Annotated in this window: 14 protein-coding genes and 1 riboswitch; of the genes, 6 read left to right on the forward strand and 8 right to left on the reverse strand. The window is 72.8% G+C overall.

Features of this window, described 5'->3' with window-relative positions; genetic code table 11:
* Positions 1 to 16: 16 nt before the first annotated feature.
* The 4 genes from ACFY29_RS00350 to pdhA form a co-directional block, all read right to left on the reverse strand.
* The gene (locus tag ACFY29_RS00350) at positions 17 to 1693 is read right to left on the reverse strand and encodes a right-handed parallel beta-helix repeat-containing protein (protein WP_386981968.1); all 1677 of its coding nucleotides are present in this window, start codon (positions 1691 to 1693) and stop codon (positions 17 to 19) included.
* 136 nt (positions 1694 to 1829) lie between these two features.
* Positions 1830 to 3206, reverse strand: coding sequence for a dihydrolipoamide acetyltransferase family protein (locus ACFY29_RS00355; RefSeq protein ID WP_386981971.1), 1377 nt, complete (start codon positions 3204 to 3206; stop codon positions 1830 to 1832).
* Entirely contained in the window at positions 3203 to 4219 is a 1017-nt protein-coding gene (locus tag ACFY29_RS00360) for an alpha-ketoacid dehydrogenase subunit beta (RefSeq protein WP_386984572.1), read from the reverse strand. The genes ACFY29_RS00355 and ACFY29_RS00360 overlap by 4 nt, the downstream gene beginning before the upstream one ends.
* A complete protein-coding gene (gene pdhA / locus ACFY29_RS00365; protein ID WP_328416406.1) occupies positions 4216 to 5382 on the reverse strand; it encodes a pyruvate dehydrogenase (acetyl-transferring) E1 component subunit alpha in 1167 nt (388 codons plus the stop codon). Before pdhA ends, ACFY29_RS00360 begins: the two co-directional genes overlap by 4 nt.
* Before the next feature lie 106 nt (positions 5383 to 5488).
* On the opposite strand from pdhA, the gene ACFY29_RS00370 reads away from it, so the two are divergent.
* The gene (locus ACFY29_RS00370) at positions 5489 to 5995 is read left to right on the forward strand and encodes an Lrp/AsnC family transcriptional regulator (RefSeq protein ID WP_386981975.1); all 507 of its coding nucleotides are present in this window, start codon (positions 5489 to 5491) and stop codon (positions 5993 to 5995) included.
* 73 nt (positions 5996 to 6068) lie between these two features.
* Positions 6069 to 8216, forward strand: a complete 2148-nt coding sequence (locus ACFY29_RS00375; protein WP_386981978.1) for an acyltransferase family protein — start codon at positions 6069 to 6071, stop codon at positions 8214 to 8216.
* 28 nt (positions 8217 to 8244) lie between these two features.
* On the opposite strand, the gene ACFY29_RS00380 is transcribed toward ACFY29_RS00375, so the two are convergent.
* Positions 8245 to 9216, reverse strand: coding sequence for a DNA primase small subunit domain-containing protein (locus ACFY29_RS00380; RefSeq protein WP_328416402.1), 972 nt, complete (start codon positions 9214 to 9216; stop codon positions 8245 to 8247).
* 22 nt (positions 9217 to 9238) lie between these two features.
* Positions 9239 to 9565: a hypothetical protein gene (locus ACFY29_RS00385; protein ID WP_386981982.1), complete on the reverse strand. Its 327-nt coding sequence runs from the start codon at positions 9563 to 9565 to the stop codon at positions 9239 to 9241.
* 198 nt (positions 9566 to 9763) lie between these two features.
* Between ACFY29_RS00385 and ACFY29_RS00390 the strand changes: the two genes are divergently transcribed.
* Both ACFY29_RS00390 and ACFY29_RS00395 read left to right on the forward strand, forming a co-directional pair.
* Positions 9764 to 10495 (forward strand): histidine phosphatase family protein, encoded by a 732-nt coding sequence (locus ACFY29_RS00390; protein ID WP_386981984.1) that lies wholly within the window; start codon positions 9764 to 9766, stop codon positions 10493 to 10495.
* Positions 10496 to 10556: 61 nt separating this feature from the next.
* A riboswitch (ZMP/ZTP riboswitch) is annotated at positions 10557 to 10647 on the forward strand.
* A gap of 18 nt (positions 10648 to 10665) precedes the next feature.
* On the forward strand, positions 10666 to 12102 hold the full coding sequence (locus ACFY29_RS00395; protein WP_386981987.1) for a glycine hydroxymethyltransferase: 1437 nt from the start codon (positions 10666 to 10668) through the stop codon (positions 12100 to 12102).
* Positions 12103 to 12253: 151 nt separating this feature from the next.
* Here the strand turns inward: ACFY29_RS00395 and ACFY29_RS00400 are convergent, their stop codons facing one another.
* A complete protein-coding gene (locus ACFY29_RS00400; protein WP_328416394.1) occupies positions 12254 to 12514 on the reverse strand; it encodes a hypothetical protein in 261 nt (86 codons plus the stop codon).
* A gap of 107 nt (positions 12515 to 12621) precedes the next feature.
* Entirely contained in the window at positions 12622 to 13737 is a 1116-nt protein-coding gene (locus ACFY29_RS00405) for an alpha-hydroxy acid oxidase (RefSeq protein WP_386981990.1), read from the reverse strand.
* Positions 13738 to 13946: 209 nt separating this feature from the next.
* On the opposite strand from ACFY29_RS00405, the gene ACFY29_RS00410 reads away from it, so the two are divergent.
* A complete protein-coding gene (locus ACFY29_RS00410; RefSeq protein ID WP_355608949.1) occupies positions 13947 to 14870 on the forward strand; it encodes an aminoglycoside phosphotransferase family protein in 924 nt (307 codons plus the stop codon).
* 19 nt (positions 14871 to 14889) lie between these two features.
* Positions 14890 to 15294: an MmcQ/YjbR family DNA-binding protein gene (locus ACFY29_RS00415; protein ID WP_355608946.1), complete on the forward strand. Its 405-nt coding sequence runs from the start codon at positions 14890 to 14892 to the stop codon at positions 15292 to 15294.
* Positions 15295 to 15296: the final 2 nt, after the last annotated feature.

A 15296-nucleotide genomic window follows, 5' to 3' on the forward strand; every position in this document is an offset into this window, starting at 1 on the left:
GCCGACGCGCCAGGGCTCAACTCCAGTCGTGCTCGTCGTGGTTACCACTCCAACGCCCACCGACCGGTGGAGTGTCGAGCCGCATCCCGCCGGCGCCGTTGCCGGCCAGGTCGTTGTCCTCCACCCGGCAGGCCACGCAGCTACCCCTCCCGGTGATCCACAACCCGTGGGTCTGGGTCTGGTCGTCGTGGTTGTCCCAGATCCGGTTGCCACGCACGGTGGCAGAGTCGAAGTGCGCGTTGATGGCGATGCCGGCCCGGGTCTCCGGCGCGGCAACCAACTCGTACGGAGTGCCCGGCTTCGGCGTGTCACCGCTCCACCCGCTGAACGCTCCGGGGCGTACCGGAGCGAGGGTCAACTCGGTGTCGTTGTTCGCCGCCACCATCGCGACCCGCTTACCGACCCGCAGCACCTTGCCGCGGTGACCGTCGTGTGGCCAGTGGGCGGCCCGGTCCACCATCGACCGCTCGCTGTAGCGAACGCTCTCCCCGCCACCGGTGGCGGCCTCGCCGCACTGCCGTCCGTTGTTACGCAGCCGGTTGTTGAGCAGCACCGCGTCGGTCATCGGGCGGTCCACCCGGACGGCGTCGAGGCCGTTGCCCCAGAACTCGTTGCTCTCGATCACCACGTCCATCGCCGGGCCCTGGTAGCCGTGCCCCAGGTCGTGCCCGTGGTAGCCATGCCGACCGTTACCGCTGATCCGGTTACCCCGGATGGTGTACGGCCCGGGTGTGTTGCCCATGCTGATCCCGTCGCAGCCGTTGCCGTCGATGACACAGTCGGTCAGCACCCCGCCCCGCCCGGCGACGCCGGCGGTGCCCTCGGCGGAGATGTCGAAGCCGGCCTCCAGGTTGCCGGTCATCGTGCAGGCCGAGACGATCAGCCCATCGGCACCCCAGTCGGAGATGCCGAACCGGTTGCCCTCGCTGTGACAGCCGATGATCCGGTAACCCCGCGGCGGCGACCAGTAGTCCTTCTGCAACTCCAGGAAGATCCCGTTGGTGCCGTTTGCCATGGTGGTGCAGTTGGCGATGGTCAGCCGTTCCACCGCGCCCCAACCGCCGATGCCCACCCCGATCCCGGCGCCGCCCATCTGCTCGCCGTTGTCCAGCCGCCCGCAACCGACCACCACGACGCCGTCGATCAGGCTGTCCTGGAGGAAGTCGCAGCCGAGTCCGGTGGCGGCGGTGTGGTGGATGTAGAGGTTGCGGAAGACGCCGCGCACCACGTACTGGAGGCCGAGGCCCTTGGCGAGGTAGTTGTACTCCGCCATCGCCACCCCGGACCCGTCGATCTCGAAGTCGGCGAAGGTGCAGTCGGCGATGTGCCGGTCCCGGTCGGCGCCGTGCTGCACGGTGGTCCAGAACGCCAGCGGGGTCGGGTCGGTGCGGTTCCCGACGTTGCTGAGCAGGAACCGGGTGGCGGCGGGGCCGGCACCGATCAGCGAGACGCCGCTGCGCCACACCGTGCCGGCGTCCCGGATCGAGTAGATGCCCGGCGGGCAGTAGATCACTCGGGCCCGCCCGTCGGCGGCGTAGCCGTCGCCGAGCCGGTCCACCAGGGCGGCGAGCGCCGGCTGGTCGTTCGTCACCCCGTCGCCACAGAGTCCGTAGTCGCGGGCGTCGCAGTAGAACGGCGCACCGGCGACGGCCGGCTGACGGGCCCGTACGGCGACGGGCGAAACGTGCTGCACCGGGCGCTCCTCTCAGCGGGAGGGTGGCCTTCCGGTGCGCCGGTTTCCCGGCGGCGACGGCAGGAAACGTCCGCCGGACCTCCGAGGTGCGTCGACCCCGACGCCGCGTGCGGCGCCGGGGTCGAGGATGCGGTGGTCAGACGTTGGCGATCAGCAGCGCCGGCCGTTCCACGCAGTCGGCGACGTGCCGCAGGAAGCCACCGGCCACCCCGCCGTCGCAGACCCGATGGTCGAAGGTCAGGCTGAGCTGGGTCACCTTGCGGACGGCGAGCTGCCCGTCGACCACCCACGGCTTGTCCACGATCCGCCCCACCCCGAGCAGCGCCGCCTCCGGGTGGTTGATGATCGGCGTGGAGCCGTCGACGCCGAACACTCCGTAGTTGTTCAGGGTGAAGGTGCCACCGGTCAGTCGGGCCGGCGCCAGGGTGCCCGCCCGCGCCGCCGTGGTGGTGGCCGCCAGTTCGGCGGCGAGCTCGGCGGTGGTGAGCCGCTGGGCGTCGCGCAGCACCGGCACCAGCAGGCCCCGGTCGGTCTGCGCGGCGATGCCCAGGTGCACCCCGGCGGACTGGACGATCCGCTGGGCCTCGGTGTCGACCCGGGCGTTGAGCTGTGGGAACCTGCGCAGACCGCTGAGGCAGATCCGGGCCAGCAGGGCCAGGATGCTCACCGGCGCGTCCGGCGTCGCCGCGTTGATCGCGGCCCTGGTCTCCAGCAGCCCGGTGGCGTCCACGTCGACCCAGATGGTCACCTCGGGGATCTCCCGCCGGCTGCGGGAGAGCTTGTCGGCGATCACCTTGCGCACGCCGGTGAGCGGCACGATCACGTCGCCGTCCCCGCCCGGGGTCAGCGCGACGTGCGGGTCCGGCACGGCGGCGAGCCGGGCGGCGGGCACGGCCTGCGTCGCCTCCACGTCGGCGCGACGGATGACGCCGCCGGGCCCGGTGCCGCGCACCGTGCTCAGGTCGACGCCGCGCTCCCGGGCCAGCCGCCGGACGATCGGCGAGATGACCAGGACGGCCGGCGCCGTGGTGCCGGCCGGGGCACCGCTGGCGGCCCGGTCGGCACCGCCCGCCGGGCTGCTCGCGACGGACACGCCGGCCGACACGGCCTCGGTGGGCTCGGGGGCCAGCGCCAGCCGGGGCCGACGCCGGCGCCGGGTCGCCCCGCCGTGCCCGGTGCCGTACCCGATCAGCACGTTGCCCGAGCCGGCCCGCTCCTCCTCGCGGTAGGTGGCGTGCCCGGCCTGCTCGTCGCCGCCGTCCAGCGGCGCGATCGTGATCAACGGCTGGCCGACCGGGCGGACCTCACCCGCCGCGCCGTGCAGGGTGACCACCCGGCCGGCGTACGGGCAGGGCACGTCGACGACCGCCTTGGCGGTCTCCACCTCGACCACGCTCTGGTCGACCGTCACGACGTCGCCCACGGCGACCCGCCACTCGACGATCTCGGCCTCGCTCAGCCCCTCGCCCAGGTCGGGCAGGAGGAAGACCTGCGTCCGCTCGACCGTGGTCATGCCGCGCTGCCCTGCACCGACCAGCGCGGGTCCGGCTGGTCGTCCCACTGCAACCGGGCCACCGCGTCGAGCACCCGATCCACTCCGGGCAGGTGGGTGTGCTCCAGCATCGGCGCCGGGTACGGGATGTCCAGCCCGGCCACCCGCAGCACCGGCGCGTGCAGCGCGTGGAAGCAGCGCTCCTGCACCCGGGCGGCGATCTCCGCCCCGACGCCGGCGAAGCCGGGCGCCTCCTGGATGACCACGCACCGGCCGGTGCGCCGCACCGAGGCGGTGATGGTGGCGTCGTCGAACGGCACGATGGTGCGAACGTCCACCACCTCCAGGTCCCAGCCCTCCTCCCGGGCGGCCTCGGCGGCCTCCAGCGCGACCGGCACGGCCGGCCCGTACGCCACCAGGGTGGCGTCGCACCCGGCACGACGGACGACAGCCCGACCGAACGGCTCGGTCCGCGCTGGCAGCTCGGCCTCGGCGCTGGCGAAGTAGAGCTTCTTGGGCTCCATGAAGACCACCGGGTCGGGGTCGTCGATCGCCTCCCGCAGCAGCGAGTACGCGTCGTCCACGGTGGCCGGGGTGACCACCTTCAGCCCCGGGGTGTGCGCGTAGTACGCCTCGGACGAGTCGCAGTGGTGCTCCACCCCACCGATCCCGCCGGCGTACGGCACCCGGATGACGATCGGCACGCTCAGCGCGCCCCGGGTCCGGTTGCGCAGCTTCGCCACGTGCGAGGCGATCTGCTCGAACGCCGGGTACGCGAACGCGTCGAACTGCATCTCGACCACCGGCCGCAGCCCGGACATGGCCAGGCCGACGGCGAAACCGACGATGCCGGCCTCGGCGAGGGGGGTGTCGAAGCAGCGCTTCTCCCCGAACCGCGACTGCAGTCCGTCGGTGATCCGGAAGACGCCACCGAGCTGGCCGACGTCCTCGCCGAAGACGACCACCCGGTCGTCGGCGGCGAGCGCGTCGGCGAGCGCGGCGTTGAGCGCCTTCGCCATGGTGGTGGCCATCAGGCGTCACCCTCCTCGTCGCGGGCGGCGGCCAGCTCGGCGCGGACCTGTTCGCGCTGCTCGACCAGTTGGGGGGTGGGCTCGGCGTACACGTGGTCGAAGAGGCTCAGCGGGTCGACCGTCGGCTGCTCGTTCATCCGGGTCCGCAGGTCCGCCGCATACGCCTCGGCCTGCTCGGCGACCTCGGCGACCGCCGCGTCGTCGAGCACCCCGCGGGCCCGCAGGTAGGTCTCCAGGCGGGTGACCGGGTCCCGGTCGCGCCAGGCGTCGACCTCGGCGCCGTCGCGGTAGCGGCTGGCGTCGTCGGCGTTGGTGTGCGGCTCCATCCGGTAGGTGTGCGCCTCGACCAGGAACGGCCCCTTGCCGGCGCGGGCGTGCTCCACCGCGCGGGTGAGCACGGCGAGCACCGCGACCGGGTCGTTGCCGTCGACCTGCTCGCTGGGCACGCCGTAGCCGACGCCCTTGTAGGCCAGTGACGGTGCGGCGGTCTGCCGGGACAGCGGGACGCTGATCGCGTACCGGTTGTTCTGCACGAAGTAGACGACCGGCGCCTTGAACACGGCGGCGAAGTTGATCCCCTCGTGGAAGTCGCCCTCGCTGGTCGCGCCGTCGCCGATGAAGGCCAGCGCCACGGTGTCGCGGCCCTGGTACGCCTCGCCGTGCGCCAATCCGGCGGCGTGCACGCACTGGGTGGCGAGGGGGGTGCACTGCGGCGCGGTCCGCACGGCGGCCGGGTTGTAGCCGCAGTGCCAGTCGCCGCGCAGCAGGGTGAGCACCTCGACCGGGTCGATGCCCCGGGCGACCAGCGCCATCGATTCGCGGTAGGTGGGGAAGACCCAGTCGGTGTCGCGGACCGCGAGCACGGCGGCGACCTGGCAGGCCTCCTGGCCGCGGGAGGACGGGTAGACGGCCAGCCGGCCCTGCTTGGTCAGCGCGGTCGCCTGGGTGTCGAACCGGCGGCCGAGCACCATCCGCCGGTACAGCTCGCGCAGCACCTCGGCGGGCGGCTCCGGGTAGTCGGTGCGGGTGGGCAGCGGTGTGCCGCTGGGGTCGAGCAGGCGGACCGGCTCGGCGTCCGGCAGCAGCGAGCGCGCCGGGTCGGGCGGGGTGGCCGCTCGACGGGTGCGCGGGGATGCCCTGCGGACCGCCTGGGGAGTGGTCGTCACGGCGGAACCTCCTGGGACGTGTGGTGGGCCTATGCTTCCGCCTGTCGGATGATTGACTCAAGATCCAGGTAGAACGCGGGACGGTTGGCATGCGAATGGCGCATCGGTGAGCCAGGAGGCCGGAGACGGGTCGGGCCGGACCACCGGATCGGGACGATCGGCCCGGCACCTGGACGAGGTGGACCGGCGGATCCTCGACGAGTTGGTCCGCGACGGGCGTACCTCGGTGCGCACCCTGGCCGAGCGGATCCACATCTCGCGCACCAACGCGTACGCCCGGGTGGAGCGACTGGTGCGCGACGGCGTGATCACCGGGTTTCGGGCCCAGGTGGCGCCGGAGGCGGCCGGGCTGGGCACGTCGGCGTACATCGCGTTGACGATCGAGCAGAACACCTGGCGGGAGGTGTCGGCGGAGCTGGCCCGGGTCCGCTACGTCGAGCACGTCGCGCTGCTCAGCGGCGAGCACGACGTGCTGGCCCTGGTCCGCGCGCCGGACAACGCCACCCTGCGGGACGTGGTGCTGGACCGGGTGCAGCACATCGCCGGGGTGCTGTCGACGCGGTCCTGGCTGGTCTTCGAGGAGTACGACGGGACGCAGAGCCCCTGGCAGTAGGCCATAACACGAAGACATTGACAGACATGCCGAGATGCATCGTTCTGCGGCTAACCGCCCGTACTATCCCGGCGTGGCTATACCGGCAGAAATGTGGACACAGGCCAGGGCCGCTGCGCCGACACCGCCGAAGCCGGCCTCGGGCGGCTCGGGGTCCTTCCGCGGGGACATCGAGGGCATGCGGGCGGTGGCCGTGCTGCTGGTGCTCCTCGGCCACGCCGGGATACACCACCTGCCCGGTGGCTTCGTCGGTGTGGACGTGTTCTTCGTGATCTCAGGCTTCCTCATCACCGGCCTGCTGCTCACCGAACTCGACCAACGTGGACGGCTCTCACTTGTCGACTTCTACGCCCGCCGAGCCAAGCGCCTCCTTCCCGCCGCAGCGACGGTCCTCGTCGCGACTCTGGTGCTGACCTACTACTTCCTGCCCCGGGGCCGCTGGTCCACGACCGCCTGGGACGTCATCGCCAGCGCGTGCTACGCGATGAACTGGCGCATGGCCGGGCAGTCCCTCGACTACGCCGCCGCCAACGACGCCCCGAGCATCGCCCAGCACTTCTGGTCCCTCGCCGTGGAGGAGCAGTTCTACCTGGTCTGGCCGCTGCTGCTGATCGCCCTCGGTTGGGTCGCCCGCCGGAGGGCACGCGGGCGCCACGGCCTCTACCTGTTCGGGCTGGCGTTGATCGCGGTCCCCTCGTTCGCCTGGGCGCTGCGCGTCTCGCCGACCGGTCCGTCGGCGTACTACGTCACCACGACCCGGATGTGGGAGTTGGCCCTCGGCGGTGCCATCGCCGTCACGGCGACCTGGCTGAGCCGGTCTCCGCGCCTGGTGGCCGTTCCCCTGGCCTGGGCCGGACTGATCGCCGTCGGCGCGTCGGCCGCGCTGATCCGCACGGAGGCCGGCTTCCCGGGGTACGCCGCGCTCGGCCCCACCCTCGGCACCGCCGCGGTGATCGCCTTCGGGCCAGCGGCCGGCCGCGCCGGGCCCGCACTCCTGCTGGGCCGGCAACCGCTGCGCTACGTCGGTGGGATCTCGTACTCGCTGTATCTGTGGCACTGGCCGCTGCTGATCGCCGCGCAGGCGCACTTCGGTGAGCTCGGCGTCGTTGCCGCGCTCGCGGTGGTGGCCGCCTCGGCGATCCCCGCCGCGCTCACCTACCACTTCATCGAGAATCCGGTCCGTCGGTCGCCGACTCTCGCCGCACGGCCACCCGCGGCCCTGCGCGTCGGTGCCGTCTGCACCTGTGCCGCCGCGCTGGCCGGCCTGCTGTTCCAGCTGGCCATCCCGTCGACGGCGGGCCCGGCCTCCACCTCCGTCATCATGGGCCAGGTGCCCGGAGCCACCACCCATGCGGCACCGCCGCCTGCGCCGGGCGCCATGGCTCTCGGCTCCTCCCCCCGCACCAGCCGCGCCGGAGCGCCCGTCGACCAGGTCGCCTCGATCACCCCCGACCCGCTGGCGGCGAAACAAGACGCGTCGCTCCAGAACGCGAGCTGCCATGTGGACTTGGTTTCCTCGACCCCGAAGGCCTGCGTCCACGGGAAACCGGATTCGACGACCAGGGTCGCACTCGTCGGCGACTCCCATGCGGACCACTGGATTCCTGCCCTGCGGGGAGCGGCGGAGACGAACGGCTGGCGCCTCGCCACCTACACCAAGTCCGGCTGCCCCTTCCTGACGGCCGAGATCTCGCTGGACGACCGGCCCTACTCGTCCTGCACCGAGTGGAACAGGAGGGTACGGGCGGAACTACTCGGCGCGGACCGCCCCGACATCCTGATCACCACTCACTCCGTGTACCCGGTCCGGGGCGAGCCGGAGTCGAGGAGCCAGTCCGCGATGGCCCGCGAGCTGCGGAAGACGTGGAGCAGCCTGATCGCGGAAAAGCTTCCGGTGGTGGTGCTGCGGGACACGCCGCTCCACCTGAAGGACATCGCCGAATGCGTGTCCGAGAACCTGAAACGCCTGACGAGGTGCGCCACACCCCGGGCCGCTGCGCTCCGCCTCGGCGGCGGTCCCGCCCAGGAAGAGGCAGCAAAAGGGCTCATCGGCGTCCGCCTGATCGACCTGAACGACTGGATCTGCCCCGCGAACCACTGCGCGGCGGTCATCGGAGGCGTCCTCGTCTGGCGCGACGCGCACCACCTGACCGCCACGTACTCGGCCACCCTCGCACCCCGACTGGGCACCGCGCTCAAGCCCGCGATCGCCGAACTCTGAGCCGTTCGACAGGCCCGAGGGCGGGTGGTCACCGCTCAGGCGGGGCCTCCAGCCCTTCCCGGTCGGCCAGCTCCAGCAGCGGCTCCAGCGAGTGCCGGTCGCCGTCCAGGCCGGCGTGCGGGTCGCCCCGCTCGGCGAACCGGGCCGGCACGGACAGCACGTCGAAGTCCTCCGGCCTGGCGTCCTCCAGCTCCGCCCAGTCCAGCGGCGCCGACACCAGCGCCCTGGGCGTCGGCCGGATCGAGTACGCCGAGGCCATCGTGTGGTCCCGCGACATCTGGTTGTAGTCGACGAAGACCGGCCGGTCCCGCTGCTCGCGCCACCAGGTGGTGGTGACCAGCTCGGGCAGCCGGCGCTGCATCTCCCGGCCCAGCGCGAGCACCGCCCGGCGGCAGTCGCCGAAGCTCCACCGCGGCTCGATCGACAGGTAGACGTGCAGGCCCCGCCCGCCGGTGGTCTTCGGGTAGCCGGTCAGGCCCAGCTCGGCGAGGAACGCCCGCACCTCCCGGGCGACCGGCACCACCTGCTCGAAGCCGACGCCGGGCATCGGGTCGAGGTCGATGCGCAGCTGGTCGGGGCGTTCCACGTCGCCGGCGCTGACCGGCCACGGGTGGAAACGCAGGGTGCCCAGGTTGGCCGCCCAGATCACCACGGCCAGCTCGCTCGGGGCGACCTCGTCGGCGGTGCGGCCGCTGGGGAAGGTGATGTGCGCGGTCCGCACCCACTCGGGTGCGCCCGCCGGCAGCCGCTTCTGGTAGAACGCGTCGCCCCGGTTGGTCTGCCGGGTGGCGATGGTCGCGCCCTCGAAGACGCCGCGCGGCCAGCGTTCCAGCATGGTGGGCCGGTCCCGCAGTGCGCGCAGGATGCCGTCACCCACCGCCAGGAAGTAGCGGACCACGTCCAGCTTGGTCAGCCCGCGTTCCGGGAAGTACGGCTTGTCAGGGCTGGAGACGCGGACCAGCCGCTCTCCCACCTGGATCTCCTCCGCCACCGTGGCCACGCCCCTGAGGGTACGACGGCGGTCACGTGATCAGCAGGACGCCGACCAGGATCAGCGGCAGCCCGACGAAGAGGAAGATGCCGACGCCGGTGAGCACCCGTCCGCCGCCGGCCTCCTCGCGCTCCGGTGCGATCCCGAACGTGGCACGGGGGCCCAGCATGCCGATGCGGCTCAGCGTCAGGTCGCCGGTCACCCCGAACAGCGCGCCGACCACCATCAACGCGATCCCCAGTCGGCCGGTGAAGTCGCCGCCGTCGACCGCGACCCAGATCGCCGTCGCGACCGCGACCAGAACCGCGGCGATGACGAACAGCAGCAGTGCTTCCCGCAGACCCCGGACGACCGTCATCGCCGACCCCACCCCTTCGTCCCGGGGCGGCCCGACCGCCCCCGGTCGGACATTGTTCCCCATCGAACCGTCGGGCCGCTGTCCCGAACCGGACGCAACACCTGAGCAGCCATCAGCGCCGATCGGGTCCGGCGGGGCGGACCGGCACAGCGATGATCCGGCACGGTTACCCCGGCGGTGCTCGGGTAGGGGGCCGACATGGCGGAACTGGCGACGCTCTGGATCATCCGGCACGGGGAGAGCACCGCGAACGTGGCGGCGACCCGGGCCGAGGCGTCGGGCGAAGAACTGATCGGGCTGACCCATCGGGACGCGGACGTGCCGCTCTCCCCCATCGGCGAGGAGCAGGCCCGGGCCACCGGCCGCTGGCTCGCCGGGCTGCCCCCGGACCGGCGCCCGGACGTGGCGGTGGTCTCGCCGTACCTGCGGGCGGTCTCCACCGCCGAGCTGGCGCTGCACGGCACGGAGGTGCCGGTGAGCCGCGACGAACGGCTGCGCGACCGTGAGCTGGGCATCCTCGACGGCCTGACCGTTCACGGGATGCAGCGGCGGTTTCCGGACGAGGCCGAGCGGCGGGTCCGGGTCGGCAAGTTCTACTACCGGCCGCCCGGCGGAGAGTCGTGGACCGATGTGGCGCTGCGGCTGCGGACGCTCCTCGGCGACCTGCGCCGGGACCACGCGGGCAAGCGGGTGCTGCTGTTCGGCCACGACGCGCTGGTCTTCCTGCTGCGCTACCTGGTGGAGGGGCTGACCGAGCCGGAGCTGATGGCGCTGACCCGGGAGTGCGTGATCGCCAACTGCTCGATCACCGACTGGTTCGACGACGGGCAGGGCCGGCTGGTCCTGGGCGGGTTCAACGAGGTCGGCCACCTGCGTCAGCAGGGCGCCGAGCCGACCAGGGAGGACGAGGTCCATGCCGAGCCGGTCTGAGGTGAAGGTGATTCCGACCGCGGAGGTCGGCCGGGTTGCTCCGGGCCGACCCGGTAGGATCTGCCCGGGCCGTTACTGGCGCGTGGGGATGGAGAACCATCGGGGAGCGGCCCCGTCACGAGGACGTTTTGCCGAGCGCCTGGGCCTTCCGCACGCCTGTAGGAGGTCGCATGTCGCGCAACGCCGAGTCCACCGCATTCCGGAGTGCCCTTGAGGTGATCCGGGCCGTCGAGCCGCGGGTGGCCGACGCCATCGGCGCCGAGCTGACCGATCAGCGGGAGTCTCTCAAGCTCATCGCCAGCGAGAACTACGCCTCCCCGGCGACCCTGCTGGCGATGGGCAACTGGTTCAGCGACAAGTACGCCGAGGGCACGGTCGGGCGTCGCTTCTACGCCGGCTGCCAGAACGTCGACACCGTCGAGGCGCTCGCCGCCGAGCACGCCCGTGAGCTGTTCGGCGCCGCGCACGCGTACGTGCAGCCGCACTCGGGCATCGACGCCAACCTGGTGGCGTTCTGGGCGGTACTGGCCGACCGGGTGGAGTCCCCCGCGCTGAAGAAGGCGCAGGTACGGCAGGTCAACGACCTCACCGAGGCGGACTGGTTCGCGCTCCGCCGCGAGCTGGGCAACCAGCGGATGCTCGGCATGTCGCTGGACGCCGGCGGTCACCTCACCCACGGCTTCCGGCCGAACATTTCCGGCAAGATGTTCGACCAGCGCAGCTACGGCACCGACCCGGCGACCGGTCTGATCGACTACGACCGGGTGGCCGAGGCGGCCCGCGAGTTCAAGCCGCTGATCCTGGTCGGCGGCTACTCCGCGTACCCCCGGAAGGTGAACTTCCGGATCCTGCGGGAGATCGCCGACTCGGTCGGCGCCACGTTCATGGTCGACATGGCGCACTTCGCCGGCCTGGTGGCGGGCAAGGTCTTCACCGGCGACTTCGACCCGGTGCCACACGCGCACATCGTCACCACCACCACCCATAAGTCGCTGCGCGGCCCGCGCGGCGGAATGGTGCTCTGCCAGCCGGAGCTGGCCGACCAGGTGGACCGGGGCTGCCCGATGGTGCTCGGTGGGCCGCTGCCGCACGTGATGGCCGCCAAGGCGGTCGCGCTGGCCGAGGCCCGCCGTCCCGACTTCGCCGACTACGCCCAGCGGATCGTGGACAACTCGCAGGCCCTCGCGGAGGGGCTGCTGCGCCGGGGCGCGAAGCTCGTCACCGGCGGCACCGACAACCACCTGGTGCTGATCGACGTGTCCGGCTACGGGCTCACCGGCCGGCAGGCCGAGCAGGCTCTGCTGGATTCGGGCATCGTCACCAACCGCAACTCGGTCCCGCAGGACCCGAACGGGGCCTGGTACACCTCGGGCATCCGGATCGGCACCCCGGCGTTGACCACCCGGGGGCTGGGCACCGCCGAGATGGACCAGACCGCGGAGCTGATGCACACCGTGCTCACCCAGACCACGGCCGGCGCCAACGCCGACGGCACCCCCTCGAAGGCCAAGTACGCCCTCGACCCCGCCCTGGCCGACAAGATCGCCCGTCAGGCCACCGACCTGCTGACCCCGTTCCCGCTCTACCCCGCCATCGACCTGGCCTGACACTCAGGCTGGCCGGCACCGGCGCGCCGGGCGCGCCGGGATCACCGTGGGTAACGCCGTCGGTGGCGCTCGCTCGGACGAGCGCGATACCTCTGAGTCATCGATGACTCAGAGGTATCGCGCTTGGGGGTGCACGGCGGGCGGACGCGCCTCAGGCCAGGGGGCGCTTGAGGTGGTAGCGGTGCACCTCGGTGCTGCCCTGGACGTTGTTCACGTCCTCGGCTGCGGAGACCAGCTCCCAGCCTTCCCGGCCGGCCCGGTTGAGGTGCGCGATGGCGGTGTCGCCGTAGGCGGTGATGTCCTTGCGTGACCCGTCCGGGCCGTACCAGATGAACGAGACGTGAAAATTGCGGCCCTGTCCCTGATAGCGGCGGACAAGCAAGGCGTACTCCCAGGCAACCATGCGGCCCATTATGACCGTCCACCCAGGACGGCGGCAGGCGGGTCGTCGCTCATTGCCATCCGGTGAACGCGGTGTGTCAACACACCGAGCGGGTCGACCGGCTCGGTGGCCAGTGGTCACCCCACCGCGACCGTGCGTAGCTCGCCGGCCGCCGCGGTGTCGGGGCAGCCGGCCAGGGTCAACGCGTCGCGCAACTCGGCGGCGAGCAGCGCCAGCGCGTCCCGCGCAGCGGGCTGGCCGCCGGCGGCCAGCGCCCAGAGCAGCGGCCGGCCGACCAGCACCCCGGCGGCGCCCAACGCGAGCGCCCGCAGCACATCGGTGCCACCGCGGATGCCGCTGTCAAGCAGCACCTGGCAGCGGTCGCCGACCGCGTCGACCACCTCCGGCAGCATGGTGACGCTGGCCGGCGCCCCGTCCAGCTGCCGGCCGCCGTGGTTGGAGACGACCACCGCGTCCGCACCGGTCCGTACCGCCTCGGCCGCGTCCCGAGGGTCCAGCACCCCCTTGACCACGAGCGGCAGGTCGACGTGCTCGCGCAGCCAGGCGAGGTCCGCCCAGCGCAGCGCCGGCGCGAACGACGCGTCGGTGTGCGCGGCGATCGCGGACATCCCGGGAGCGCCGGCGTGCGCCAGGGCGTCCCGCCCGTCGGGCAGGTTCGCGGCGAACACCTCGGCGGGCAGCCGGAACGCGTTGCGCAGGTCCCGGGGGCGCCGGCCGAGCACCGGGACGTCCACGGTGACCACCAGCGCCCGGCAACCCGCCGCGACCACCTGGTCCAGCAGGTCGCGGACCAGGGCCCGCTCGCGCAGCCAGTAGAGCTGGAACCAGACCTCGGCGCCCGTGCCGGCGACCTGCTCGATCGGCGTACTGCCCAGCGTGCTGGCCAGATACGGCACCCCGGCCGCGGCGGCCGCCGCCGCGAGGGCCAGCTCCCCGTCGGGGTGCACCAGCCGCTGGTAGGCCATCGGCGCCACCCCGACGGGCATCGCGTACGGGCGGCCCAGCAGTTGGGTGCTCAGGTTGGCCGCGCTCACCCCGCGCAGCATCCGGGGCAGCACCGCGACCCGGTCCAGGGCGGACCGGTTGGCGTTCAAGGTCACCTCGGCCGCACTGCCGCCGGCGACGTAGTCCCACACGTCCGGCGGCAGCACCGCGCGGGCCCGCTCGGCGTACTCGTCGAGCGACACCGCCGGCGCCTCGGCCTGCAGGTCGGTCAGCACCGGCTCAGCCATCCCCTACCCCCGTGACATGCCGTCTCTTCGGGCTCGACATGGAACCCATCGTGTGGCTGCCCGGACCGTCCGCTCACGGCGTCCGCCCGGGCGATGGTTGAGAATCCTAGCCGCTGTCGATGATGGGCTTCGCAACCCACGCCCGCCACCACCCCCTGCCCGGCGCAAACCGGTTGCGTGCCCCGGCCGACCCCCGCAGGCTCGGACGGATGAGCGCAGAACCCCTCCCCGACGTACCGGACACCAACCACCCGGTGGCGGCCCGGATCGACGTGGCACTGGTCCGCCGCCTGGTGGCCGAGCAGTTCCCGCACTGGGCGGAGCTGCCGGTCCACCCGGTCGAGGTCGGCGGCTGGGACAACCGCACCTTCCACCTGGGCGACGCGATGACCGTGCGGCTGCCCAGCGGCGAGGGGTACGCCCTCCAGGTCGCCAAGGAACAACGCTGGCTGCCGGTGCTCGGCCCACGGCTGCCGCTGGAGGTGCCCGCCCCGCTGGCCCACGGCCGTGCCGGCGCCGGCTACCCGTACCCGTGGTCGGTCTACCGGTGGATCGACGGGCGGACCGCCCAGGTCGAGCGGATCGGCGACCTGACCCGGTTCGCCACCGATCTCGCCGGCTTCCTGCGCGCGCTGCGGGACATCGACGCCACCGGCGGGCCGGCGGCCGGCCGGCACAGCGCCTGGCGGGGTGGCCCGCTGTCCACCTACGACGCGGAGACCCGCGCGGCGATCGAGGCGCACCGCGACCGGTTGCCCGTCGACGCGGTCACCGGCATCTGGCAGGCCGCCCTCGACGCCACCTGGGCCGGGCCGCCGGTCTGGTTCCACGGCGACGTCGCGTCCGGCAACCTGCTGGTCCGCGACGGCCGGCTCGCCGCCGTCATCGACTTCGGCTGCTGCGGCGTCGGCGATTCCGCCTGCGACACCGTGATCGCCTGGACACTGCTGTACGGCGCCAGCCGGGCCGCCTTCCGCGACGCGCTCGGCGTCGACGAGGCCACCTGGGCTCGCGGGCGCGGTTGGGCGCTGTGGAAGGCGTTGATCACCCTGGACAATCCGGAGCCGGCGAAGGCCGCCGAGGCCCGCCACGTGCTCGGTCAACTGCTCGCCGAGCACGCCGTGGCCCCCTGAATCCCCGTACCGTGTGGACATGGCCAGCTGGGAGGACGTCCGCCGGATCGCACTCGCACTGCCCGAGACCACCGAACGGGCCTCGTACGACGGGCTGCCCGCCTGGCGGGTGCGGGACAAGCAGTTCGTCTGGGAACGACCACTGCGCGGAGCCGACCTCGCCGCCCTCGGCACGGCCGCGCCCGACGGGCCGATCCTCGGCGTACGGGTGCCCGACCTCGGCGTCAAGGAGGCCCTGCTCGCCGACGACCCGTCGGTCTACCTCACCACCCCGCACTTCGACGGCTATCCGGCCGTGCTGGTCCGGCTCGACCGGATCGGCCTGCCCGAGCTGACCGAGGTGATCACCGAGGGGTGGTACGCCCGCGCCCCGAAACGCCTCGCCGCTGCCCACCGAGCCCAGCAGGAGCCAACCGACGGCTAGGC

Source organism: Micromonospora sp. NPDC000668 (genome assembly GCF_042897975.1).
Classification (GTDB): domain Bacteria; phylum Actinomycetota; class Actinomycetes; order Mycobacteriales; family Micromonosporaceae; genus Micromonospora.